This window comes from Aequitasia blattaphilus (genome assembly GCF_024721305.1).
GTDB lineage: Bacteria > Bacillota > Clostridia > Lachnospirales > Lachnospiraceae > Aequitasia > Aequitasia blattaphila.
This window is the reverse complement of record NZ_JAMXOD010000030.1, coordinates 1-23,728: the sequence shown is the minus strand read 5'-3', so window position 1 is coordinate 23,728 and position 23,728 is coordinate 1. Positions and strand designations below refer to the sequence as shown.

Annotated in this window: 23 protein-coding genes and 1 tRNA gene; 1 reads left to right on the top strand and 23 read right to left on the bottom strand. The window is 38.8% G+C overall.

Features of this window, described 5'->3' with window-relative positions:
* Positions 1 to 234 precede the first annotated feature (234 nt).
* The 5 genes from rpsR to srtB form a co-directional block, all read right to left on the bottom strand.
* Complete coding sequence (gene rpsR / locus NHH15_RS14185) at positions 235 to 501, bottom strand: 30S ribosomal protein S18 (RefSeq protein ID WP_262067309.1); 267 nt, start codon at positions 499 to 501, stop codon at positions 235 to 237.
* Between the two features lie 24 nt (positions 502 to 525).
* Positions 526 to 966 carry a single-stranded DNA-binding protein gene (locus tag NHH15_RS14180; protein WP_262067308.1) on the bottom strand — a complete coding sequence of 147 codons (441 nt, stop codon included), beginning with the start codon at positions 964 to 966 and terminating at the stop codon, positions 526 to 528.
* A gap of 18 nt (positions 967 to 984) precedes the next feature.
* Positions 985 to 1,272, bottom strand: a complete 288-nt coding sequence (rpsF, locus tag NHH15_RS14175; RefSeq protein ID WP_262067307.1) for a 30S ribosomal protein S6 — start codon at positions 1,270 to 1,272, stop codon at positions 985 to 987.
* A 126-nt stretch (positions 1,273 to 1,398) separates the two neighbouring features.
* Positions 1,399 to 1,590: a DUF951 domain-containing protein gene (locus NHH15_RS14170; RefSeq protein WP_262067306.1), complete on the bottom strand. Its 192-nt coding sequence runs from the start codon at positions 1,588 to 1,590 to the stop codon at positions 1,399 to 1,401.
* A gap of 13 nt (positions 1,591 to 1,603) precedes the next feature.
* On the bottom strand, positions 1,604 to 2,440 hold the full coding sequence (gene srtB / locus NHH15_RS14165; RefSeq protein WP_262067305.1) for a class B sortase: 837 nt from the start codon (positions 2,438 to 2,440) through the stop codon (positions 1,604 to 1,606).
* Between the two features lie 137 nt (positions 2,441 to 2,577).
* Between srtB and NHH15_RS14160 the strand changes: the two genes are divergently transcribed.
* Positions 2,578 to 3,150: a flavodoxin family protein gene (locus NHH15_RS14160; protein ID WP_262067304.1), complete on the top strand. Its 573-nt coding sequence runs from the start codon at positions 2,578 to 2,580 to the stop codon at positions 3,148 to 3,150.
* A 26-nt stretch (positions 3,151 to 3,176) separates the two neighbouring features.
* Here NHH15_RS14160 and NHH15_RS14155 read toward each other — a convergent pair whose 3' ends face one another.
* The 18 genes from NHH15_RS14155 to NHH15_RS14070 all read right to left on the bottom strand — a co-directional run bounded on the left by NHH15_RS14155 (position 3,177) and on the right by NHH15_RS14070 (position 23,611).
* On the bottom strand, positions 3,177 to 3,815 hold the full coding sequence (locus NHH15_RS14155; protein ID WP_262067303.1) for a lactate utilization protein: 639 nt from the start codon (positions 3,813 to 3,815) through the stop codon (positions 3,177 to 3,179).
* Between the two features lie 12 nt (positions 3,816 to 3,827).
* The gene (locus NHH15_RS14150; protein ID WP_262067302.1) at positions 3,828 to 4,877 is read right to left on the bottom strand and encodes a glycerol dehydrogenase; all 1,050 of its coding nucleotides are present in this window, start codon (positions 4,875 to 4,877) and stop codon (positions 3,828 to 3,830) included.
* 15 nt (positions 4,878 to 4,892) lie between these two features.
* Positions 4,893 to 5,408 (bottom strand): M48 family metallopeptidase, encoded by a 516-nt coding sequence (locus tag NHH15_RS14145; protein WP_262067301.1) that lies wholly within the window; start codon positions 5,406 to 5,408, stop codon positions 4,893 to 4,895.
* 216 nt (positions 5,409 to 5,624) lie between these two features.
* Positions 5,625 to 5,695: transfer RNA gene (locus NHH15_RS14140), tRNA-Cys, on the bottom strand.
* A 139-nt stretch (positions 5,696 to 5,834) separates the two neighbouring features.
* Positions 5,835 to 6,692: an AraC family transcriptional regulator gene (locus tag NHH15_RS14135; protein WP_262067300.1), complete on the bottom strand. Its 858-nt coding sequence runs from the start codon at positions 6,690 to 6,692 to the stop codon at positions 5,835 to 5,837.
* Between the two features lie 83 nt (positions 6,693 to 6,775).
* Positions 6,776 to 8,134, bottom strand: a complete 1,359-nt coding sequence (locus NHH15_RS14130) for a hypothetical protein (RefSeq protein WP_262067299.1) — start codon at positions 8,132 to 8,134, stop codon at positions 6,776 to 6,778.
* A gap of 26 nt (positions 8,135 to 8,160) precedes the next feature.
* Positions 8,161 to 8,697 (bottom strand): hypothetical protein, encoded by a 537-nt coding sequence (locus tag NHH15_RS14125; protein WP_262067298.1) that lies wholly within the window; start codon positions 8,695 to 8,697, stop codon positions 8,161 to 8,163.
* A 65-nt stretch (positions 8,698 to 8,762) separates the two neighbouring features.
* Positions 8,763 to 9,485: a response regulator transcription factor gene (locus NHH15_RS14120; RefSeq protein WP_262067297.1), complete on the bottom strand. Its 723-nt coding sequence runs from the start codon at positions 9,483 to 9,485 to the stop codon at positions 8,763 to 8,765.
* Positions 9,457 to 11,424: a sensor histidine kinase gene (locus NHH15_RS14115; protein WP_262067296.1), complete on the bottom strand. Its 1,968-nt coding sequence runs from the start codon at positions 11,422 to 11,424 to the stop codon at positions 9,457 to 9,459. The genes NHH15_RS14120 and NHH15_RS14115 overlap by 29 nt, the downstream gene beginning before the upstream one ends.
* A 63-nt stretch (positions 11,425 to 11,487) precedes the next feature.
* Positions 11,488 to 12,759, bottom strand: coding sequence for an L-cysteine desulfidase family protein (locus NHH15_RS14110; RefSeq protein ID WP_262067295.1), 1,272 nt, complete (start codon positions 12,757 to 12,759; stop codon positions 11,488 to 11,490).
* Positions 12,760 to 12,837: 78 nt separating this feature from the next.
* Entirely contained in the window at positions 12,838 to 14,766 is a 1,929-nt protein-coding gene (locus NHH15_RS14105; protein ID WP_262067294.1) for a glycoside hydrolase family 127 protein, read from the bottom strand.
* 12 nt (positions 14,767 to 14,778) lie between these two features.
* Positions 14,779 to 15,615 carry a carbohydrate ABC transporter permease gene (locus tag NHH15_RS14100; RefSeq protein WP_262067293.1) on the bottom strand — a complete coding sequence of 279 codons (837 nt, stop codon included), beginning with the start codon at positions 15,613 to 15,615 and terminating at the stop codon, positions 14,779 to 14,781.
* Position 15,616: 1 nt separating this feature from the next.
* The gene (locus NHH15_RS14095) at positions 15,617 to 16,525 is read right to left on the bottom strand and encodes a carbohydrate ABC transporter permease (RefSeq protein ID WP_262067292.1); all 909 of its coding nucleotides are present in this window, start codon (positions 16,523 to 16,525) and stop codon (positions 15,617 to 15,619) included.
* Between the two features lie 83 nt (positions 16,526 to 16,608).
* Positions 16,609 to 17,862, bottom strand: coding sequence for an ABC transporter substrate-binding protein (locus NHH15_RS14090; RefSeq protein ID WP_262067291.1), 1,254 nt, complete (start codon positions 17,860 to 17,862; stop codon positions 16,609 to 16,611).
* Positions 17,863 to 17,996: 134 nt separating this feature from the next.
* Complete coding sequence (locus NHH15_RS14085; RefSeq protein WP_262067290.1) at positions 17,997 to 19,193, bottom strand: ABC transporter substrate-binding protein; 1,197 nt, start codon at positions 19,191 to 19,193, stop codon at positions 17,997 to 17,999.
* Positions 19,194 to 19,202: 9 nt separating this feature from the next.
* The gene (locus NHH15_RS15710; RefSeq protein WP_262067289.1) at positions 19,203 to 20,726 is read right to left on the bottom strand and encodes a response regulator transcription factor; all 1,524 of its coding nucleotides are present in this window, start codon (positions 20,724 to 20,726) and stop codon (positions 19,203 to 19,205) included.
* 3 nt (positions 20,727 to 20,729) lie between these two features.
* The gene (locus NHH15_RS14075; RefSeq protein WP_262067288.1) at positions 20,730 to 22,535 is read right to left on the bottom strand and encodes a sensor histidine kinase; all 1,806 of its coding nucleotides are present in this window, start codon (positions 22,533 to 22,535) and stop codon (positions 20,730 to 20,732) included.
* Between the two features lie 89 nt (positions 22,536 to 22,624).
* Entirely contained in the window at positions 22,625 to 23,611 is a 987-nt protein-coding gene (locus NHH15_RS14070; protein WP_262067287.1) for an aldo/keto reductase, read from the bottom strand.
* Positions 23,612 to 23,728 lie beyond the last annotated feature (117 nt).

The window sequence follows — 23,728 nt, the reverse complement described above, 5'->3', positions numbered from 1 at the left end:
GGCTTCCGTAACTTTGAACGATTTCGCAACCGAATATTACATTGTGACTAAGATTTAATCACATTTGGTGGTAGGTTTTATTTGTGTATCTAAAAATAGGCATATGCCCATGAAACATTAAAAACGGCTCTATGCCTGAGCCAGAGCAGGATGCGTTAGCATCCCACCCCAACACTTGACATAGAGCCAAAAAACCGCCATTACTCGGAAGTAATGACGGCTCTCACTCATATCTTATTCTTGTACATATGGCATTAATGCAATATGTCTAGCTCTCTTAATAGCAACTGTAAGCGCTCTCTGATGCTTTGCACAGTTTCCTGTGATTCTTCTTGGAAGAATTTTTCCTCTTTCAGAGATGTATTTTCTTAATTTTGCTACATCTTTGTAATCGATTTCGTTATTTTCTTTTCCACAGAATACGCATACTTTTTTTCTTCTGCGTCCGCCGCCTCTTCTTTTGAAGCCGCCTTCTGATCTATTACCTCTTTCGTAAGCCATCGCTGGTTTCCTCCTACATTCAAATTAATTAAATGGTAATTCCTCATCAATTCCATCTGGAATATTCATGAATCCGTCACCGGCATCTGCCTTAGGCTCTGGAGATGGGCTTGTGCTTCCTATGCTTGTGTTAGCATCGCTTACCGCTTTGCTTTCCGCAAATTCAAATTCTTCAACAACGACTTCTGTAACATAGACTTTTACATCATCTCTATTTGTGTAGTTTCTTGTCTGAATACGGCCAGTAACTACCATCTTTGTTCCTTTACGAAGATATTTCTCCGCGAATTCACCTTGCTTACCAAAAGCAACACAGTTAATAAAATCTGCAGTTGGCTCATTGTCTCTCTTAAATCTACGATCTACAGCTAAACTAAAGTTTGCAACAGCAACAGGATTATCACCCTGAGAGTATCTTACCTCTGGATCTCTTGTTAAACGTCCCATCAAAATTACTTTGTTCATAGTTTTACCTCATCTTCCTTATGCATCTTGTCTTACGCATAAATATCTGATTACATTATCCATGATGCGGATTCTTTGCTCCACTTCATGAGGTGTTGTAGCATCAGATTCGAAATGGATAAAGTAGTAAAATCCTTCGTTCATCTTCTGAATTTCGTAAGCTAATCTCTTCTTACCCCATTCATCAATGTCAGAAATCTTACCTTCGAAACGTTCGATTAAGGCTTTTACCTTTTCGATTACGGCAGCTCTTTCTTCATCTTCGATTTTTGCGCTGACAACAACAGTTAATTCATACTTGTTCATGTTATCGCACCTCCTTTTGGTCTTGTTGGCCCTTCTCTTGCGGAAGAGCAAGGATAGTCCGCAGACATTTGCCTGCGGATCATCTTGTATCACAGAGTAATACTTTATCATATTCCAAGCTCATTTTCAAGCTTTTTTACGCAAATCCCTTGTGTTTTTTTCCACAAGCTTCCTGGGAATCATAATTTGATGTGCACACCCCATACATTTCAGCCGGAAATCTGCCCCAACTCTTAAAATCTCCCATTCTTTACTTCCACAAGGATGCTGTTTCTTTAGAGTCACAACATCCCCTACCTCATATATATACTTCTCCATACTCAGACCTCTTTTACTTATTGTTCACGAAATCCACTTCTTTTCGCACCCCAACCACTACAAACCGCTCTTCACTATCACTTACACTTGTACAAGTCGACAAGGTAATCATTGGCTGATCCGTTCCTACCTCCACCTTTGTATCATACAAAGAAACACCTTTCACATGTTCAATCTGAGCCATTACTTCATCATCATTATTAAAGACAACATTATAAAGATCATCCATATCTTTTACTTTAGCCACTGAGAAAATGGCATATGTATGAACCCGCCCATCTGGTGTATAAATGTAGAAATTCGGATTTGCCTTCCAAAAATCTTCACTTTCATATTCCCATAAATTGTGAAACATAGACTTGTCATTCATGTAGTGTCCATAAATAATAGAATTATGATCTTCCAAATTGCTGTTGTTATATGCATTTAAAAAGATTGCACCCACACTATTGTCACTGGCTGAAAACGTCTTGTGAAGATAGGTGTCATTATTATCCGTTTGCACAATTGGATAGCTTATGTTTGCCGGTTCCGGATGAAACCGAATCCAGCCTATTGTATCTGGATTCATTTTTGACAACTCATCAAAATCGACTACAAATTTGTCACTTTCAATTTCCTCATCCTTCTCAACCTTATCACTTTTTTTAATGACAAGATCCCGTACATCATCATACTCCTTTTTCCCGTCAAAATATCCCTTTAAAATTGTAAACAACTGAAATCCCGCAAATAAAAAAATCGCAATGGCAACAATCAAAATCAACGTTGATAGAAGCCCGCCACCTTTCTTTTCTTTTCTTCTTCCTCTTCTATATTTCTTACTCAAATCCCATCCCCACTTTCCCATAATCTATTTTCTCAGTATACCATTTTTGTTTATCAGAATCCAGTTTATGTAAATTTAATATCCTTTAATCACTAGTTAATTGAACTTTACAAATGTTGCCTATATATTGTTTTTAAAGAAGTAAAGGAGGCACCTATTTGTTAGACTATTTAGTACTTTATCAAAGCATGTCTGGAAATACTAAGAAAATAGCGGCCACAATTTTTTCAACACTACCTGGTAACTCAAAAGACTTAATTGATTTTGACATAGACAAGCCGATTCCTGAAGCAAAAACTTATTTTATAGGATTCGGTGTTCATCACGGAACCTGCCGCATGGCAGTAACCGATTTCTTAAGCTCACTCAGCGGAAAAGACATTGCCCTTTTTGCCACCTGTGGCATGGGTGACATAGAAAGCTATTGCGACAATATATCCCAAACTGTAAGTGCATGGATTGAAAGCGATAATAACTATTTAGGTGCTTTCATATGCCAAGGCAAATTTCCTCAATCCTTTCGAAAAAAATATGAGGAATGTCTGGAAAAAGAGGATTGTCAAAACTGTGAGGAACTACGCAATTTATTAAGCCGATTTGATCAAGCCCTGACCCATCCTGATAGCTTGGATTTGGAGCATGCCAAGGTATTTACCAATCACATCATAGAAGAAGTTTACTCCATAATGCATGATAAAGAAGAGGATAAAAATGACCGAAAATCCACATAAGTGGCTCTTCGGTCATTTTTAATCTTTTAGAATCCCAAAAAATCATCTACCAGAATAACCTTAATACGATTCTTTATCTTAGAATATCTTGTAATCACAAACTGGCAGCAAATGGTATCCTCCACCTTACAATCATAACAGCTTCCCTCCTTATTACAGGGAGTATTGAGGGAAAATCTCTGAGCATTAATTGGCGCCGCTTCATTTCTAGCACGCTTCATCGCACTCTCCAAGTCCTTACAGACTTTGTTCATTCCAACAATTAAAACTACATTCTTAGGGCCATAAATCAGAGCCGCCACACGGTTTCCATATCCATCAATATTTACCAGCTCTCCGCCTTCCGTCATTGCATTGGTTCCACAAAAGAAGTAATCACAGCTGAAAATCTCCCGCTCTATTCTTCCTTTTTCTTCTCCATCCTTTGCTGTCTCTCTATTATGTACCTCATACTCGCCATTTATAATCGCCTCGGTAAGGCCAATTTCTTTTGCTGAGGCTGAGCCTCCCCATCCAATTGAACTTCCCTTTGGAATAAGAGATAGCGCCTTTTCCAGTGCCTCCTCACAAGTCTTTGCATAATACCCTTCCATATTTCGGCTCTCTAAGTTTTTGATCACCTTTTTTGCTAACAATTCATTTCGTTTCACTCTGTTTGCATCCATTTTTCTTCCTCCTTATCCTTTAAAATACCGGCCGATTCCATCTGCCGCCTTTATCGCTGCAACAATATCCTTCGTACCTGCCCCAAGAGCCTCGTTGTCTCCCTTTGCTGCTTCTGCTATCATCTCGATTTTTTCATCTGTAATTCTTTTCATTCCTAAATCAGATAAGGTTACTGGCAGGCCAACTTCCAGACAAAACTCCACCACCTCACCAATTTCTTCCTCAGGAGCATTTTCTAAAACCAACCAGACAATTGTGCTAAAAGCAAGCTTCTCTCCATGATAGGATTTACGACTGTCATCCAGCATCGTAAAACCATTATAAATAGCATGAGCTCCAGAAGTCTCATCACTCACAAATCCCATCCCAGATAAAAGGGTATTGGCTTCAATCACCTTGTCAACTGCCTTTGTGCAAACCCCTTCTTCTAAAGCAATTCTTGCTTTTACACCTTCTTCTATCAATATCTTATAACCTTGCTCTGCCATGGCATATGCCGCTTCTGTCATCCCGTTTTTTCTGGCTTTCCCCTCATAATAAGTTGCAAGAACTTCTCCCATACCTGCTACACTCAAACGAATCGGAGCCTTCACAATCTCTTCCGTATCTACCAGAATAAGGTTTGGATTCATAGGCAAAGACAAGTATTCCGCAAATTTCCCCTCTGTCGTATACAAAACAGAAACCGGACTGCAAGGTGCGTTCGTAGATGCCGTTGTAGGACAAAGAATCACTGGCTTTTTCAGATAATGGGCAATCGCTTTTCCAGTATCCAGAATCTTTCCACCACCGATTCCAACAATCACTTCACAGTTTTCTTCCTTCACAATTTCCGTTAAACGCTTCACTTCCTCTACGGTGCACTCTCCACAAAACAGCTCAAATCTTAGCTCAACAGCAGTCTGATCGATTTCCTCTAAAGAGCTTTTCAATCTTTCTTTTCCATTTTTTGAAACAATGACTAAGGCCTTTTTCCCGTAGTTAATAATATGCTCTCCAAGATTCTTTAGCTCTCCTGCTCCTTGAATATACTTCCCTGGTGCCACCAATACTTTGCTCATTTTCTCTCCCATCCTTTATCCATATGTTTTTAATAATTGATTTCTTTTTTTCCAGTCCGGCAAAAACTTTGTCATATATGCCTTAAAACGCTCATTATGACTTGGCTCAATCAAATGACAAAGTTCATGCACCACAATTAGCTCCAAGCATTCTAACGGGTATAAAGAAAGCCGTGTATTAATACGAATTTTTCCACTGCTGACTGTGCAGCTTCCCCATCTTGTCTTCATATTCCGAAAACTCCAACCCGTAGCATGTACTCCCATAATTGGTTCCCAATATTTAACAAAGTGCATGGTGTTCTCTTTTAAAACACGGACTTGCTCTTCACCAATGTCTTTTGGCATTTCTTTTTTCCCAGACTTAGAAAGTGCTCTTCGTATCCATTCCTCTTTCTCAGAAATAATCTGCTCCAGCTCTTTTCTCTTTATGCCCTTCGGCGCCGTCACAAGAATTTCTTGTCCATCTCTTACATAGAAATTAATATTTTTAATCTTTCGATATTCAATTCTTATCGTTAAATCGTTCATTTTCAAAATCATAATTGTATGGTATCACTACTTATCACAAATGAAAAGACTTGTTCGCAAATTTTCCTCCCGTATATTGAAGTGCGATTCTGTTTTCTGGTTTTGTATCACAAAAATAAATTTTTATTGTTTTCCTTAAAGCAGGACAACAAAATAGATACAAACTTATCATCTGTATCTACATTACTTTCCACTTCTATACAATTTACCTTCGAGAGGCACAGACGAGATTTGAACTCGTGATCAGGGTGTTGCAGACCCATGCCTTACCACTTGGCTACTGCGCCTTGTTATTTCTAAATCCCTTACTCGGGATACAAACTGATTATATCAAAAGCACTTTCTCTCGTCAATAATGATTTCATAAGAATAAAGAAAGTAAAAAAGGGCGTACCGCCCTTTTTAATCATTATTGTTATATTACACCTACTTCTTCTTAACTGGAATCCACATTTCAGAGTAATAATCTTCATCCAATGTCCCCTTTGGATATTGGGACGGATCCTCATACATCTCAATACAGCATCCAGCCGCAATCTCATAATCCTTACAGTTGGGAAGCCACTCCTCAAAAATTTTCCTGTTGGTATCCTGCAACGCATTTGGCATTGCTCCTTTGCAGGAAAACACTGCCCATGTATACTGTGGAATCACTTTTGTGATATAGCCTTCCGGAATATCTTTTTGTGCTTCATAGTTATCTGCAATTAAGTATTCAAACTCAATTCCTTCCATACTGTCGTCCAGATTGATTCCATACATTCCGGCTACCACATTCCCTCTGCCTGCTTGATGATGCTCTGTCCAAAAAGTCGGGATTTCTTCCTTTGCATTTTCATACAAAAATGTTTTTGATACTCCTATAACAGTAAATGCATCCTTGTTGACAATCTTATAATCCATCGAATAACCTCCATCTAAAGTGAATTTGATTTTTAGTGGGACAAAGGACTTAATTGTCTCTCCATCCTTACGAACAGCAGTTGGGGTTGTTCCATGAAATCGTGTGAAGGCTTTTGTAAAACTATCCGGTGAATCATAACCATATTTGAGAGCAATATCAATAATCTTTTGGTCTGTTGCCACAAGCTCGCTGCCGGCAAGTGCAAGTCTGCGGTATCTGATGTATTCACCAACAGTAAATCCACATAGCATTGCAAAACCTTTTTGAAAATAAAAGGGTGAAATACATGCTTTCTTTGCAATTTCTTCCATGGTAATTTCTGTCGTGATATTGTCTTCAATATAATTTATTGCTTCTCTGATTCCCTCCATCCAATCCATTTTAAGTCCCTCCTGTGTGTCTGTTCTTGTCTATCTTATTCCTTTTATTGGAGTCATACCCGATATTTCTTGCTAAGTTATGTCTAATACGGAAAATCAATCCCCTTCGTAGGCATATTTCCATCTGCCACACCATATAAAGTCAAGGTATAGGTATAATTAGGCTGAACACTCAGAACCTGACTGGATACTTGATATCTGCCACTGGGACCAAAGGCTCTTGGTTCACCGTACCACTTATCACCGTAGCCTTGAATCAACTTATAATTACCTGCCGGCAAATAAATGGTAAGCTCTTCTCCCTTCTTTACAAACGCAGATAGTACAAGGGTGCCTTCTTCATTAACATCACTGTTAATCTGATGGAAGGTTAAATATTTATCCGATACATCTGCAGAACTCTTTACTAAAATACTTTGTCCTTGGTTTGCTCCTTGTAATACAGATGTGGCTGGCAATCCAAGTTCCGGAATCACACATTCCTTGTTGATTTTTGCAATCGTATCATCTACCAGCTTCTTCTTTATTCCCACATGTTCTGTATACAGTTCTTCTAAGTCTTTTCCTCCTTTTAAATCCTCTCCCACAGTAAAAGTTGTTGTCTTTTTCTCTTTCACATCACCAATCTTATCTTTCATCTTAGATGAAAATGTATTCGCTGAAGAAGAGCTGTTGAGCGGACTATAAAGTACCTGTCCTTTCGCTTTATATCCCTCATAGTATTCTTTCATGATACTGGAATAAATTTCCTCCGGGTCAGGATACTTGATTTTCACCTTATACCCTGCTGACTCCTTTGTAATATCTTCCACCTCAACCTTTGAACGGTAATCCTCTTCTGAAAAAGCTTTTGTAAGATACTCCTCCATATTATGTGCAATCTGCAGACGTTTATACTCCGAATCTTCATTCAACAATCCCATTGCGGTTGTATTGACGGTAAGATTCGCACTGCCCGCAAGAGTCTCCTTTTGTACCGAATCAATCGTTGCCTCCCACTTCTTGTCCTTTTTACTTAAAGTGACTTGAACCGGAACTTTCTTCCATTTTATATCCTGATCCTTTGTAATCATCTCCTGAAGTTGTTCTTCGGCCTGCTTGGTGTATTCCTTCTCATACTCTTCCAGAGTTGTCGTTTTAATATCAATTTTGGGAACCTCAATTTTTAGTTGTTCCACCTTAACTGCAGACACATCTGGAACCATCGTTGTAAGCTGATAGGATGCACTATCCTTCTTGCTTTTCTTCGTCTTCTTTGCCGCCTCTTTTACCTGCTTTCCTAAATCTTCACACTTAAAATGACAAAAGCTGGATGTCTCCTCCGTTATTTGTTGGAAAGAGGCCTCAATGGCCTTGGCATGCTGGGCAGTTTTTCCAAGGGCACAGCCTGAGAGGCTCATCATCATGAACACCATAATCCATAAAGCTACTTTTCTTTTCATGGTTCTTTCCCCCTTTCAAGATCCCACTATTCCTTATGTGTATAGCTTGCTTCTAAGGCAAGATCATCATTGATATAAAGGGAAAAATCATACTTCCCTTCGACTGCTCCTTTTGTCTTAACCATTGCAGAAATTGAGTTTTCTCCCTCTTTGGCAAATGCAAACTCCTTTTCAGTCTCATGAGTATATTCATTTCCCTCCTCATCTTTGACCACCAGCTTTACTTGTCCCTTTACATCCTCATCTACTGTATACTTTACATTCAGCACTAGGACATCCTTATTATCAGCCTTAATTATTACCGTACCATCAATGGTATTATTAAAAGAGAAAACGATATCCTGATCTTTGGGAACAGGCATAGCATCTGTTGCAGACCACTTCACGATACTCTCGCTTACCTTGAAGCCATGTTCTGTATAAGCTTTTCCATTTTCAGCTTTCCCTTCCCCTTTGTTCTCCTTATCGGCGTTTGAATATACCGATTTTGTTGTACTACATCCTGTAAATACTAAAACAGCAATACATAATAATATAAAAAATACACTTCCTTTTTTCTTCATATCTATGTCCTCCATATCCTTATTTATCTTAAGAATATCATAGAATAGAAGAGTCATTTAACTTGTTAATGTTTTTTAATATTTTCCCCAGGCCCCGTCAGCAAACGATACCCTTTTCCAAATACCGTTTCCAAATAGGGATATTGCTCGGGATAATTTTCTTTTACCATATTCAGCTTTTTTCTAATTTCATGAATGTGTACCCGGACAGTCCTTGTATCATCATTGTCACTTCTTCCCCACACCGCCTGGTAAAGATCCTTCCCTGAAATAATACAATCCTTATGTTTCGCCATATAAAGCAGCAGAAAAAACTCCATAGGCTTTAATCCTGCATCATTTCCATCTACATAGGCTCTGTTTGTCTCCTGATTCATGCGGATATTGCCGATTGTAACCTCCTTTTCTGACCGGATAACCTCCTCTCTTCTGCAGATATTCGCCACAATTCTAGCATATAGCTCCTCTAGCTTATAAGGCTTTGTAATATAGTCGCTGCCTCCTAATTCCAAGCCATTCACAATATCCTTCGTCTCACTTAAGCAGCTTAAAAATAAAACAGGAGCTCCTGTCGTTTTTCGGATTTCTTGAATGAACTCAAAGCCATTTCCATCTGGAAGCATTACATCCAGAATAATAACATCTGGCTGCTTTTCTTTCAGAATCACTTCTGCATCCTGTAGATTTTCAGCAACCTCAACCTCCATTCCCTTCAATATAAGGTATTCCTGATTGGACAGCATTACATCCGTCTCATCCTCAATTAATAGCGCCAGCTTCTTTTCCACTTCCATTCCCCTCCTTCGGTAAATATATTGTAAAGGTACTTCCTTTTCCTACTTCACTCTCTACCTCAATCCTTCCATTATGCGCCTGTACAATGGAATAGACAATATACAATCCAAGTCCTGTTCCTGTTCTTTTGTCATTTGCATCCTTACTGGTAGTATAACGCTGAAAGATTGTTTTTATTTGTTCCTCTGTCATGCCGACTCCTGTATCTTTAATTGCGATGACAATTTCTTTTCCTTGTTGGTACACCGATATAGAAACCTTTCCATTTTTCGTAAATCGTACTGCATTATTAATCAAGTTAATCAATACCTGCTTTAATCTTTTTTCATCTGCAATAATTTGGGGTACCGGCTCGTGAAAATTCATCTCCATCTTATTATGGTTCTTATTCAAAACGGGATAATAAACATCTACCATTTCACGGATCAAAGCAATCACATCCGTCTTTCTCCACTCATAATTCATGCGGCCTTCTTCGATTCTGGCAATATCTAAAACCTGATCTACCATTACTGCCATCCTCTCCGCCTCTGACGTAATAAGCAGCATCTTGTGTTCCGTATACTCGTCTGGCTCTGTTTTCCCTTTGGCATATTCTTTTGTGAGCTGTGCATAATTGGACAGAATCGTAAGAGGTGTTTTTAATTCATGGGAAATACCTGACAAAAACTGTACTCTTTGTCGATCCACCTGCTGCAGTGTCTCATTCTTTGCTGCAAGAGCCGCTTCCTTTTCTCTGGTTTCACTTAACTGACGCTCCACCTCCATAGACTGCAGGAACAAGGCCGTCATTTGTAAAAACACGAATAGAATCATTGTTCGTTGTAATAATCCAACGCGGCCTACAAAGCCTATTGGTACCTGCATATGATGCAGCATGTCGTTAAATAGTGATACATAGAGAAGTGTTAATCCCATGGTCGAAACCAATTGACTGGGCAGTAAACTCCTTACCATTCCCAGCATTCTGATGAAAAGAAATGTAATCATTACCACTCCAATCAAAAGATACAGAGCCGTTACAAGAGTTGAAATCCTGCCCATCGTAATTACAGACAGAATAATAAAGCTCCATGTAGCAATATTAAATCTCCTCCCCCATTTTTTCTGAATAATTCCCGGAAAAAGAGAGGTGATAAAAGCAAACAAAAGAAACACCAATAGTCCAATAAAGACAAACTGTATCATAAAAATCGTGTCTAATGACGTATCTGGCCGAATCATAAAAATGAACTGCTCTTGAATGAAAAACTCCCGAACTGCCAGTAACAAGCAAATCAGAGCAAAGTATTTACTTTCTTTATTTCTACTATTAAATAGATACAATCCCGAAAAAAGAATAAATCCTGCAAGGTATACTGCCAAGATAGTAAACCGCAAAAAGTCCTTATGAGCCTGCTGCCGAAACATAAGCTCAGGCAGACCCACAAGTATAATTGGTACATCACTTCTTTCCGAGCGGAAATTTGCATACTGTAATGTAATATCCACCTCTCTGGTTCCCTCTTCCATTACGTAATAGCAATACTTTCTTCCCGCTTTGTATTCACTTTCCCTGGTACTGACCTTCCCAACCTCTTCCACTTTCTTCCCATCCATATATACAATCGTGGCAAACTCAACACTATTAAACTCAATAATATAGGATTTCGTATCTGGTAATTGAATGGTCATGGCAAAAGTCCCATAATTCCCTTTGACCTCACCTGTTTTTCCCTTTTCTATTTCTTCCGGTTTTAAAAGCTGTCGGGGATAGTGATTCCATGATGTACTCCTTGCCACCTTTGTATTCAAATCCAGCTCTTCCAGATTGATTACTCCGTCTTGACCTCTTACCTCTTCCTCCGGAAAGCTCCCCAGAATGAAAACAAAAACAAATACCCCTGTTACAATTCCAATAAAACATATTAGTGATAGAACCGGTTTCCTCATGTTCCTTCCTCACTTGTATTTTTTTCTAATTATAGCATTGAATTTTCCAAAAAGACAGACAATTCAAATCTTTTTCTCTTCCATTATACGTATAATTATTTCCTCAGTCTGCTCCATCCCAGGAGATGCTATTCTTCCCATATTTCTCATGGTTTCCTCTGGCGTGTCTCCGTTTATTCCATGAATTCCCCCTACTGCAGCATGCTCCATGGCAAAATCCACAGAGCGCATTGCACCGTCTACCGCAATCACACCCTTCATCGTACATCCTTGATTTCCACCATCACAAATCATCCCCGTTATGCTTCCTGCCATATTGTTAATTGTGTCTGTCATTTCCCTTGTTCCACCCCCACGGAGGAGAACCAGTCCGCAGGCCATCCCTGTGCCTGCTGCGATTGCACAACCACAAAAAGCAGACAGCTTTCCAGAATATTCTTTGATATACATGCAAATCAAGCAGCTTAATGCGGTTGCCCGAAGAAGCTTCTCCTCTTCGTATTTACAGACTTTGTAAGATGCATACAAGGGCAGGGTGGCAATTATGCCATGAGCTCCGGAACCTGTAATACTCATTGCCGGCTTATTCAGTCCCAATACCCTTGCTTCTATCGCCCCATTACATAGTAAGGATGCACTTTTCCGTTCATCTTTAGAGAATATCTGATTTCCGTTTTCCTTAAGGAGATGCTTTGTAAAAACAGACCTCTCCATCTTGAGGGCTTCCTGAAACAATTCCAGATTCACCTGGAATGCTTCCTTAATAAATTGAAGCTCTTCCACGTCTACTTCCACAGCATATCGATAAAGCTCCTCCAATGTATACTGGTGAATAAGTGGCGCTGAAATCTCCGCCTCGTTCTCCTCTGCCTTTTCAAAAAGTGTTTTGCCATTTTGGGTAATCTTCGTAATATTGATATGAGAATCCTTTATGGTTACGACTGCCTCATCCTTACCAGCTTGAACTCTTGCCTTAATGCTGATACGGCTGGTGATTTCACCTCTCCTCACCGTGATTTTCCCGGATTCCAACAGCACTTTTGCTTTCTGGTTATCTTCTTCTGTGATTTCTTCTAATGCTTCTAAGCCTTTTTCACAGTCTGCTGCCACTGCTCCAAGAGCCGCAGCATAAGAATTCCCCACCTCTTTTGTGTTTGGTATCCCACAAGTAAAAGCATTTTTGTAAATTCCGCTGCTCAAGGTAACTTCTACCTGATTCACTTCGCCTTTTGTATAAGATTTGGCTTTTGCCACAGCAAAAGCAATGGCTCCTGGTTCTGTTACCCCTAATGCCGGTTTCATATCTTCTTTTATTATTTTTGTTAATGGATGCATATTAAACCCTCCTTAGAGCTTCCTCCTTTTATAGCATAAAAATAGCCTGATATAGTTATTATATCAGACTATCCCTCTTTATATTTGATTATTCATCCATACCGTCATTTCTCCAATTCCTCTATTATTCCAGTAGGAATATGGTACTGCTTTTATCGTAACATCTTTATAGGTAATCTCTCGCGCTGCATACAATTGATTCTTTGGCCAATCTTCTTCATCGATTCGCTTGCCCTGCAGCTCCAGGAAGATAGAGCCCCCCAGCTTCTCTGACTGTATTTCCTTCGGCAAAGTCTTAGTATCCACATAAATCCCTGCCAATCCATCTCCATTGTCCACCTCTTCCAGACAATAGACCTGAGGTCCCCGCACCAATGCCACCTTTCCATTATTCGTGCTGACTTTGGGATTTGTTCCCACATATTTCGCTGGCGCTTTAAAGGAAATTTCTATTTCTGTATCCTCTCCTACCATGAAAACCGCATATCCTTTTTCTACTGTGTAGGCAACGCTTTTTCCATTAATCAACCCCGTATATTCTTCTCCATAACCTGGTATTCTTATTCCCACCTTGATTTCTTTTGCAATCTTAGAGAAAGCAATCTTAAAATGATTCTTTGCAGGGAAATCCGAGTCTATCCTCACCTCTATCTCATCTTCCCCTAGTTCAATCTTGGCCTGATTCGAAATAAATAAGTTAATATAAAGAGTATTTTCTGATTTCCCATAAATATACTGTCCCAGGGATGCCAAAGTTCTTGCGATATTTGGGGGACAACATGCAACTCCAAACCATTTTTGCCGAATCGGTTTAACATGTTCTTTTGACGTCCTGTCTTTGCAGGTTTCCGGCCGAACCTCAAGAGGATTTACATAGAAAAAGCTTTTCCCATCAAGGGCAACGCCTGCCAATACAGTATTGTAAAGTGCCCTCTCAAGGACATCAATATATTGTGCCTCTTTCGTAATGTTTGCCATTCTAAGGGCAAACATAGCCAAGCCAATTGAGGCACAAGACTCACAGTAACAATAATCATTGGGCAAATCATAATCTACCGTAAATCGCTCCAATATACCGGATGATCCAATGCCACCAGTAATATACATCCGTTTTTCAACAATGTTATTCCATAGATTCTTACATGCTTTCATCAACTCCTCATCTTGATACTCATAAGCAAGCTCAGCCATAGCCGTATACATATAAACTGCCCGAACAGCATGCCCTTCTGCACTCTCCTGCTCCCTGACAGGCATATGGGATTGTGAATATGAGGGGTCATAGTTAGCAAACTCTGGAAATATAAGATGATAATCGTCTGATTTCATCTCTTTCAGAAAATAATTTTCTCCCACACCTCGAATGTCAATAAAGTATTTTGCCATATCCAGATACTTTCTTTCTCCTGTCACATGGTAGAGCTTGATTAAACCAATTTCCACTTCCTGATGTCCCGGATAGCCTTTCACTTTTCCTTCTTCCTGTCCAAAGGTCTCACAGATTAAATCAGCATTCTTTTTCATAATATCAAGAAATTTTGTTTTTCCTGTTCCCAGATAATAAGCAACCGCTGCTTCCATCATATGCCCTGCAGTATATAACTCATGTCCCTCACACAAATCTTTCCATCTGCGTTTCGGTTCCTTAATAGTAAAATAGGTGTTTAGATAGCCGTCCTCTTGTTGCGCTTTCCCAATTAAATCAATTACTTCGTCTGCAGTTTTTTCTAATTCTTCATCTTTATTTGCTGCCAAGACAAATCCAACCGCTTCCAGCCATTTTGCAATATCCGTATCTTGAAACACTGCACCATAGAATTCACCTTTACTTAATCCTGCTGCAATCTTAAAATTTTCCAAACAGCGGGAGGGCTCAGCATCTTTGATTCTGTCATTCATTGCATCCCACTGGTAGGGAATAATCGTGTTTTTCACAAGATTAACATGCTTTGACCAAAATTGATCTTCTATCCTGATTTTCTTTAAATCAATTGACTCTAATTTCATGACCGCTCCTCTCTATGCTTTAACTGCACCATTTGTTAATCCACTTACAATATACTTCTGCATAAAAATGAAGATAAGAATTACTGGCAGTATTGCCACAATACCAAATGCCATCGTGGAATTCCATAGTGTCTGATACTGCTGCACGTAATTGTAAATACTTGAAGTAATTGGTCTCATATCTGGATTTGTAATAAAAGTAATACCATAAATCAAATCACCCCATGCATAAACAAAGGAAAATACAGCCGCCACTACCACTCCCGGTTTCGCAATTGGCAGCATGATTTTGAAAAATGATGTAACGCTGCTGCATCCGTCAATTTTCGCCGCTTCATCTAGCTCTTTTGGTATCGAAATGAAGTAGGTTCTTAATATGATAATACTAAAAGGTATACCCAATGTAGCATCTGCAAGCATTGGTGCAATATACGTATTAAGTAATCCTAAGTTCGAAAACATAATATACAAGGAGGTGAGAATCAAGGTTGAAGGCAACATTTGTGTCATTAGGAAAAAGAGGATAAATCCCTTTCTTAATTTGAATCTGAATCGAGCCAACCCATAGGCTGCTGGTATCGAAAGAACTGTCGATATCAATGTGGCTCCTACACCAATGATTAAGCTGTTTTTAAATCCTCTTAGTGTATCTCCAGATGCAGACAGCTGTTGTTTAAATGGCTCCAGAGTTAAATCCTTAGGAAATAATGGTGTCGGAATTTGAAATATCTCTACCTGAGACTTTAATGCGGTTACAATCATCCAGTAAAGAGGAAAGATAAAAACTGCAAATACAATAAGACCAATAATGAAAAATAAAATATTGGATCGTCTTTCTTTTTTTGTCATCTTACATTGCCTCCTCTTCATCATTAATTAATTTTATATAGAATAGTCCCACAACAAAGAGTATGAGGAACAATATATTCGCTGCTGCCGCGCCCTTACTAAATTGAAACTCCTCAAAGGAAAGTCTGTACGCATAAGTGGATACCAATTCGGTGGCATTAATCGGACCCCCTTTTGTCATTACCCAAACAAGGTCAAATACTTTAAAGGTATAGACAAATCCTAATGTTAACACAGACATAATAGCCGGCTTAATCATGGGAATTGTAATGCAAACCAACGTTTGAATTTTATTTGCCCCATCTAACTTAGAACTTTCGTAGATTTCATCTGGAATTGTGGTAAGTCCCGTAATCAAAAGCATCATGTTAAAAGGAATCCCGATCCAGATGTTCGCCACCACAATAGCAATCATGGCAAGTTTCGGATCTAGCAGCCACTCCAAGGGCTGTTCAATTAAGTTCAGCTGCATAAATAGTTGATTGATAATTCCTCCTTTTGAAGCAAACATAAACTTAAAAAGCAGTCCTGCCACTGTTACCGGTAACAGCCATGAAATCATGGTTACGCCTCTGAAAAATGAGCTTCCTTTAAATTTTTTACTGAAAAGTAAAGCTAATCCGAATCCAATAAAGAACTGGAAAAAGATAGAGGTTACTGTAAATAGCAATGTGTTTTTTACTGATAATGCCAGAATCGAATTGCCGCTAAAAAGTTCTGCATAATTCTGCAATCCAATAAAGGTCTGCTTGTCTGGGTTTGAAAATGTAAAAACATCTACATTTTTAAAGCTTAAAATAATATTTTGAATCATTGGATAACCAACGAATATCATCATATAAATTGCCGCCGGTAATGCAAATGCAATTCCTGCTTTTGTCCCTGACTGCATTTTTTTCCTTTTTTTCATTGTAATCAATCCTTCCTTTATTATAACGTGGATAAAATTCGAGCAGGAGTGAACACTTTACACCCCTGCTCCATTTTGATAGCTTATTTTACGGCTTCTACCGCAGACTGTGTATCTTCCACTACTTTTTCTGGAGTTTTCGCTGAAGTCAAAGCTTCCTGAAATCCTTTTTGCAGTGCTGCTGAATAAGATGGCCATATTGGTGAAGGACCTCTCGGTATAGATGTTTCTAACTGTTTAATAAATTCTGATTGAATTGGATCATCCATCCAGTAAGAGTCTGCCGCTGCCTCTGTCTTTGGTGGGAAAGAACCATATTCTTTCATTGCTGCAACCATAACCTCTGTTTGGTCATAATATTTTAGGAAAGCAACTGCTCCACTGGTATCATCCTTTTTTACAACTCCCATACTCTCTCCACCAATAATAGAAGTTGCTTGTTCTGCATCTGCATCACGTCTTGGAAGTGGCACAACTCCGTAATTCATATCTGGTACTTCTGCTGCAATACCAGGAATCTGCCATGGTCCATTTTGCTGCATTGCAATATTTCCTGCAATAAAATTGTTGTTTACGTCAGATTGTGTCCAGTTTACACTATCCTTCGTCCAGGAACCCTCTGCAACCATTTCCTGCATTAATTTGTATGCATCTTCGCCTCCGGTGACATCTTCATAGCTTCCTCCTGCTGTATACAACCATTGCAAGCATTGGAATGTACCTTCATCCGTTCCTACTGCCGCATTACCAAACCCTGTAACACCGTCTTTTGTGAGAGCCTTTGCCATTTCTCTAAACTCATCCCAGGTGGTTTCATCTGTTGGATATTCAACTCCTGCCGCATCAAATAAATCTTTGTTGTAAAATAGTGCCGTACAGTTTGCTGCAAAAGGAATTCCGTAGTGCTTTCCATCTAACATTGTTGTTTCCAAAGGTCCTTGCGTATACTCATCCCAATTGATATCTGCATCCGAAATATCTCCGAACAGATCCATGGAAATAAACGACGTCATTCCACATCCATCCATAATAACGATGTCTGGCAGTTCACCTGATGCAATTCCTAAGGTAAGCTGTTTTTCATAATCTGAAAATGGAACATATACATGTTTTGCTTCAAATTCATCCTGGGATTCATTAAATCCATCAATCAGGGTTGTCATCATGGATTTTTGTGCATCTGTTTCAAAGTAATCCCAGATAACAACTTCTTTTGTCCCTCCTGAACTTTCTCCTGTGCTGCCTTCTGCTTTTTCCTTGTTTCCGGAGCTGCATCCCACCAGCATTGTTCCAACCATTACAATGCAAAGTAAAGCACTTAAAATTTTCTTCTTCATAGCTTCTCGTCCTTCCCGCGATATTCTCGCTTAAACTTTTTCTTGATTTAAGTATAGGGGAGGACAAAAAAAGATAATATTCTAAAAAATTAAACAAGGTGGAAATTTTTCATCTAAATTTCCACCTTGTCCTTTTATCGAAAATTTTCTATTGCTTCCTGGGGAGAAGCTTCTTGTGCAATCACCTGATAAAGGGTGTTGGATAATGTCCCCGTTACCTTTGGCCATTCCCCATAAGCACTCCTTGAAATACAATCATCCATTTGCTCTACAAATATCTCATACTCCGGTCGGATACGAGCCATTTCTTCTGCCAAATCCTTTCGTGGTGGCATAGAATTTGCCCGTAGTGCAGTATTCAGCATTTCTTCATCACCACTATAATAATTTAAAAACGCTACTGCACCTTCCACATTTTTCCCTTTTATCACCCCTAGATTTTCTCCGCCTGTAACACCAACATATTTTTCCTTTATGGGCAGAGGTGCTATTCCATAAGATACCTCTGATTCATTTAACAGAGGCAAAACCCAAGGTCCATTTTGCATCATTACACATTTTCCCTCAACGAATGCTTTTGCCAAATCATTTTGAGACCAGTTAATGCACTCTCTGCTCATAACTCCCTCATCAATCAGCCTGTCAATATACTCATAAGTCTCCCAGGTTGCCTCATCACCAAGTGTCTCTACGCTTCCTCCAGCCGATAAAATAAAGGATAAGATTTGAAATGCTGATTGTTCTCCCTCAACTGCTGACATGGCATATCCTGTCCCTTCGCCATTACTAAGGGCTTTCCCCACTTCCATCAGTTCATCCCAGTTTGTTGGAACCTTGAGCCCATTCTCTTCTAATTGTTCTTTGTTGTAAATAAGGCCGGTATTGTTACAGCAGAATGGCAGCCCATAATATTTCCCATCGTAAACTACTGAAGAGAGAACATTTTCATAGTATAACTCTAAATTTTGCACCTTATCCATATGTTCCGTAATATCCGCAAAGGTTCCCAATTCCACAAATTTTCTCATGTCTGGGTTGTCCATAATTACAACATCAGGCAGCTGTCCCTGGGTAACACCAATCGAGAGTCTTTTGGTAAAAGCCGTTACCGGACCTTGATATTCCCAGCTCATATGGTACGTATCCTGAGATTGATTAAAGCCTTCAATCAACTCATCCAGAGCAAGCTTTTGATTGTCCGTTTCATAATAGGACCACAGTACCAGCTCCTCTTTTTCCTTGTCATCCAGTTCTTTCACTGTATCTTTTCTACAGCCCACTATGCACATCATAAGTACAAGTAATACGATTACAGCGCTTTGCTTTCTCATTGCTCCTCCTTAACTTTCCTGACGATAATCTCCAGGTGATACTCCCAACTCCTCCTTAAATACCTTCGCAAAATATTTAGGATCCTGATATCCTACCTCCTTTGCAACTTCATAGATTTTTAAATCGCTCCCTTTCAACAATCGTTTGGCTTGACTCATTCGGAATTGCTTTAAGAAAGACGAGAAGTTAATCCCTACCTCCCGGTTAAATAAAGTGCTTAGGTAAACAGGAGTAATCTTTAGCTTTCTCGCTGTTTCCTCCAAAGTAATTCCTTCTTTATAGTTTTCCCGAATATGGTTAATTGCTTTCTTGATAATATAATTGCTGATATCCTCACGCTCTGTTTTCGCATTGAGCAAAAGCTTTACAATGTCCTGGTACGCATTGCGAACCTCATTTTCCGACACCGCCGCATCGAGTATTTTCAAGAAATTTGTGTCCTTAAATTCGTCGTGTAAAGGCTTATTGAAATCTAACAGAACATCTAATATTTCATAGTAAAGCTTAATGAATCCACCTTTGACCTCTGCTGGTTCAATCTGTAATTTGAGCATATACTGATAAAAGGACTCTAGTCCACTCCTCATCTGTTCAATAGACTCACTACAAATGCCTCTTTTAATATCTTTTATAATCTCAACAGGATATTTAAAATCATTTTTCTGTATTGAAACAATATCCTCTTCTTGTATAAAGCCCTTTTCCTTTAGAACCAATGTATATGGTATCCATTCTCTTATCTTCCACACACTTTCCTTTAACTGATCCGCCTTTGTATAATGCATTGCCCAAATAGGCTTTTCATTACACTTCTGATAGTGAATCATTAATCGATTATAAAAGGTGCGCTCAATCTGGAGAAAATCCACTCCTTTATCGATTGCTGTAATAACGCAGAAATAGATTTGAATATTCTCTTGATAAAACCAGTACAGATTAAAACCAACATATTTCTCCCTGATATCCCAAAGCTCTTTTTCCACTAATTCCCGGTATCCGGAAGGAGCATCTCCTACATAACCAGCATAAATAAGAACTTTTGAATCCAACTCAACTCCACATAGTTCTCGTATTTTCTCTGCACTGTCTGTGGTGTTTTCCATTTTTCCAAATAAGAACTCCCCCAGCTGACTCTCTGCATAACGATTATTTTCCTTTTCCTCTGCCTGCATTTGTTTTACAACTTTATCTAAAGTCATAAGCAAGTCTTCTGGTGCAAGAGGCTTTAACAGATAATCTGTCACTCCAAATCGAATTGCTTTCTGGGCATAGCTAAACTCTGAATATCCGCTAAGAATGATGGTTTGTGCCTGTATCTTTCTTTCATACATCTTTTCCAGCATTTCTAATCCATCTAAATTGGGCATGCGGATATCCGTAATCACAAGATCCGGTTTAAATCTTTGGATAATTTCTAATCCCTCTTCCCCATTACTTCCTAGCCCAACAATGATATGGTCTGTCTCATTTTCTATCATTTTTGCCATGCCAGTTCTAATCTTTATTTCATCCTCAACAATTACTATTCTCACCGTCTATATCTCCTTGTCTATTGGAATTTTTAAGGTAATAATCGTTCCCATTCCCTGAATACTGCTTATATTCCATGTGACCTTATCACCGTAATACATTTTCATACGGCTGAAGGAATTGGAAAGACCAATGCTTCTTCCATCATCCTGAATATCTGGATTATTATATTTTTTCACTTCTGTCTCCTCCATGCCTTTTCCATTATCCTCTATAATAATCCAAAGTTCCTCTTCATTCCCAAGACGAATATCCACCCTCAGAATTCCGCCACTTGTTACGCCTCTAAAACCGTGTACAATAGCGTTTTCAATAAATGGCTGTATCATCAATTTAAATATCTTCTTGTGTTCTGCTGCCGAATCCACATTCAATTCAAATTTGAAGGATTCATTAAAGCGCATCTGCTGGAGGCTTACGTATTTTTCCAACCAATCTACAGATTCCAATACCGTAACCTTCTGGTTACTTTTGTTAATACTGTAACGCAGTATAACTCCCAGGTTTCTCAGCATCTTACTAATTTCATACTCTCCTTTATCAATTGCCATCCAGTTAATGGAATCCAACGTATTATAAAGAAAATGTGGATTGATCTGTGCTTCCAGCGCCCTGATTTCTGCTTCCTTCTTTTTATTTGTTGCTTCCTTCACTTCCACAATCGATGCTTTCACCTTGTCCGTCATCCGATTAAAACTGTTTGCGATTTGTCCAAATTCATCTTTCGTTTCCATTTCAATTTTCGTATCATAATCTCCATCTTGCACCGAGCCAATTCCTTTTAAGATTAATCTTGTTGATTGATTAATCAACCAAACTGTGTAAAGAATCATAAGAATGGCCACTCCCATAATCAGTAGGCCCAGAGCAATTGTCACACGCTGATTTTTTGCCAAATCCTGAAACATGTAATTCACATCATACACATTGTAATAGGTCCAGCCCAGTTCCTTATCTACATACGTATTAACCGCCAAACTTCTGTCTTTTAAGCGTCCTGTAATTTTTACAAATTCTTCTGTAGAACGTTTTGAATCCATGGCCACCCCAGAATAGAATGAATCCGGATAACACATAAGATTATTCTGATAGTCAGCTATAAAATTGACACTATACTCTTTTCCACTTACAGTATCAATTCCAGTACCACACACTTTACTTAGTACGTCTTCTTCAATACTCACCACCACAGTACCAACCTCTTTTGCATCAATTGATTTAAAATCATGAATTCGTTTTGACATATGAAAAAAACGTTCTTCTTTTCCATTCATTACATATCTGTTAGTGGGAGAAATCATAATACCATTGGATTCCTGAGCACTGCGATAAGGGTCTATATTTCTTAAATCTCCTTCGTCATCCCATATGCTTTGAAGGATCGATGCACTCTTAAAATCATAGCTGATAGATTCACCATCACTCATAATAATTGTGATGCCGGCAATTCCCTCTACTGATGTACCATACTGCTGAATTCTGCTATACATTTCTCTTGTAATAATTGCTTGCTCCTCTTGTGTGCCCTCCATAATGGCTTTCATGTCCTCGATAATTATTTCATCTGTGTAGATTTGATACACTAGATTCGTATAGATTTCTAAGGTAAGATTCATACGTTCGGAAATCTGAACAAGCTGACTTTTCATCAGCTCGTCTATCTTTGTTTTAAGATTGTTGGAGTTAATGTGCATCATAACCCCTTGCACCACCAATAAAGGAATTGTCGAGGATAAGATGAACGCATATAAAATCTTCTTCCACAATCTTTGATTTTTAAACCACGTTAGTATTCTGATTTTTTCTCTCATTCTTTTCCCAAACCTTCTTCTATATAAAAAATAAAATAGTCCGATATAGTTATTATATCAGACTATTCTTTATTTATCTTTTAATTCTGCTATTTTGTAATACGATCTATTTCAGCCAGTTCATCCTTTGTAAAACTCTGGTTTTCAAGAGCCTTAATATTATCCAGCACTTGTTCTTTTCTGCTTGCTCCAATTAACACGCTGCATACACTCTTCTGCTGAAGATTCCATGCCAAGGCCATTTCTGCCAATGTTTGATTCCGGTTTACTGCAATCGCATTTAGCTTTGAAACCTTTTCCATGGTTTCTTCCACTTTTTCTTCTGATAAAAATGGACTATCTGATCTGGCTGCCCTTGAGTCCGCTGGAATTCCATTCAAATAGCGGTTCGTTAGTAATCCTTGGGCAAGAGGACTAAATGTAATTGCTCCCAAGCCTTCCTCTTCCAGAACATCTGTTAATTCCCCTTCTATCCATCGATCAAACATGTTATATCTTGGCTGATGAATAATAAAAGGTGTTTTTAACTCTTTGAATACTTTCGCAATTTCTTTCGTTTGCTCAGCACTATAATTTGATATACCAATATAGAGGGCTTTTCCCTGGCGTACTAACAAATCCAAAGCATTTGCAGTCTCTTCTATTGGTGTATCTTCGTCTGGACGGTGATGATAGAAAATGTCAAAATAGTCTACCCCAACTCTTTTTAAGCTTTGGTCACAGCTTGCCACAATATATTTCTTTGAACCCCATTCTCCGTAAGGTCCCGGCCACATATAGTAACCTGCCTTTGATGAAATAATCATCTCATCTCTATAGCTTAATAAATCTTCCTTTAAAATCCGTCCGAAATTAATCTCCCCAGAGCCTGCCGGAGGTCCATAATTATTCGCCAGATCAAAATGTGTAATTCCATTATCAAAAGCAGTATGTACAATCTCCCTTTGATTCTCTAATACATCCACATCTCCAAAATTATGCCACATCCCCAGTGATACAGCCGAAAGCTTCAGTCCTGAATTTCCTACACGATTGTAAGTCATTCCTTCATAACGTGATTCATTTGCTTTATACATATTCTGCCTCCTTGTATTTGACTTCATATGCAATTGTACTGCAATTACCTGCGGATGTCTAGCTTCTTGCTTCCCAGGATTCCAAGAAGTCCTGTCAGAAGGAGAGTCAGATATAAA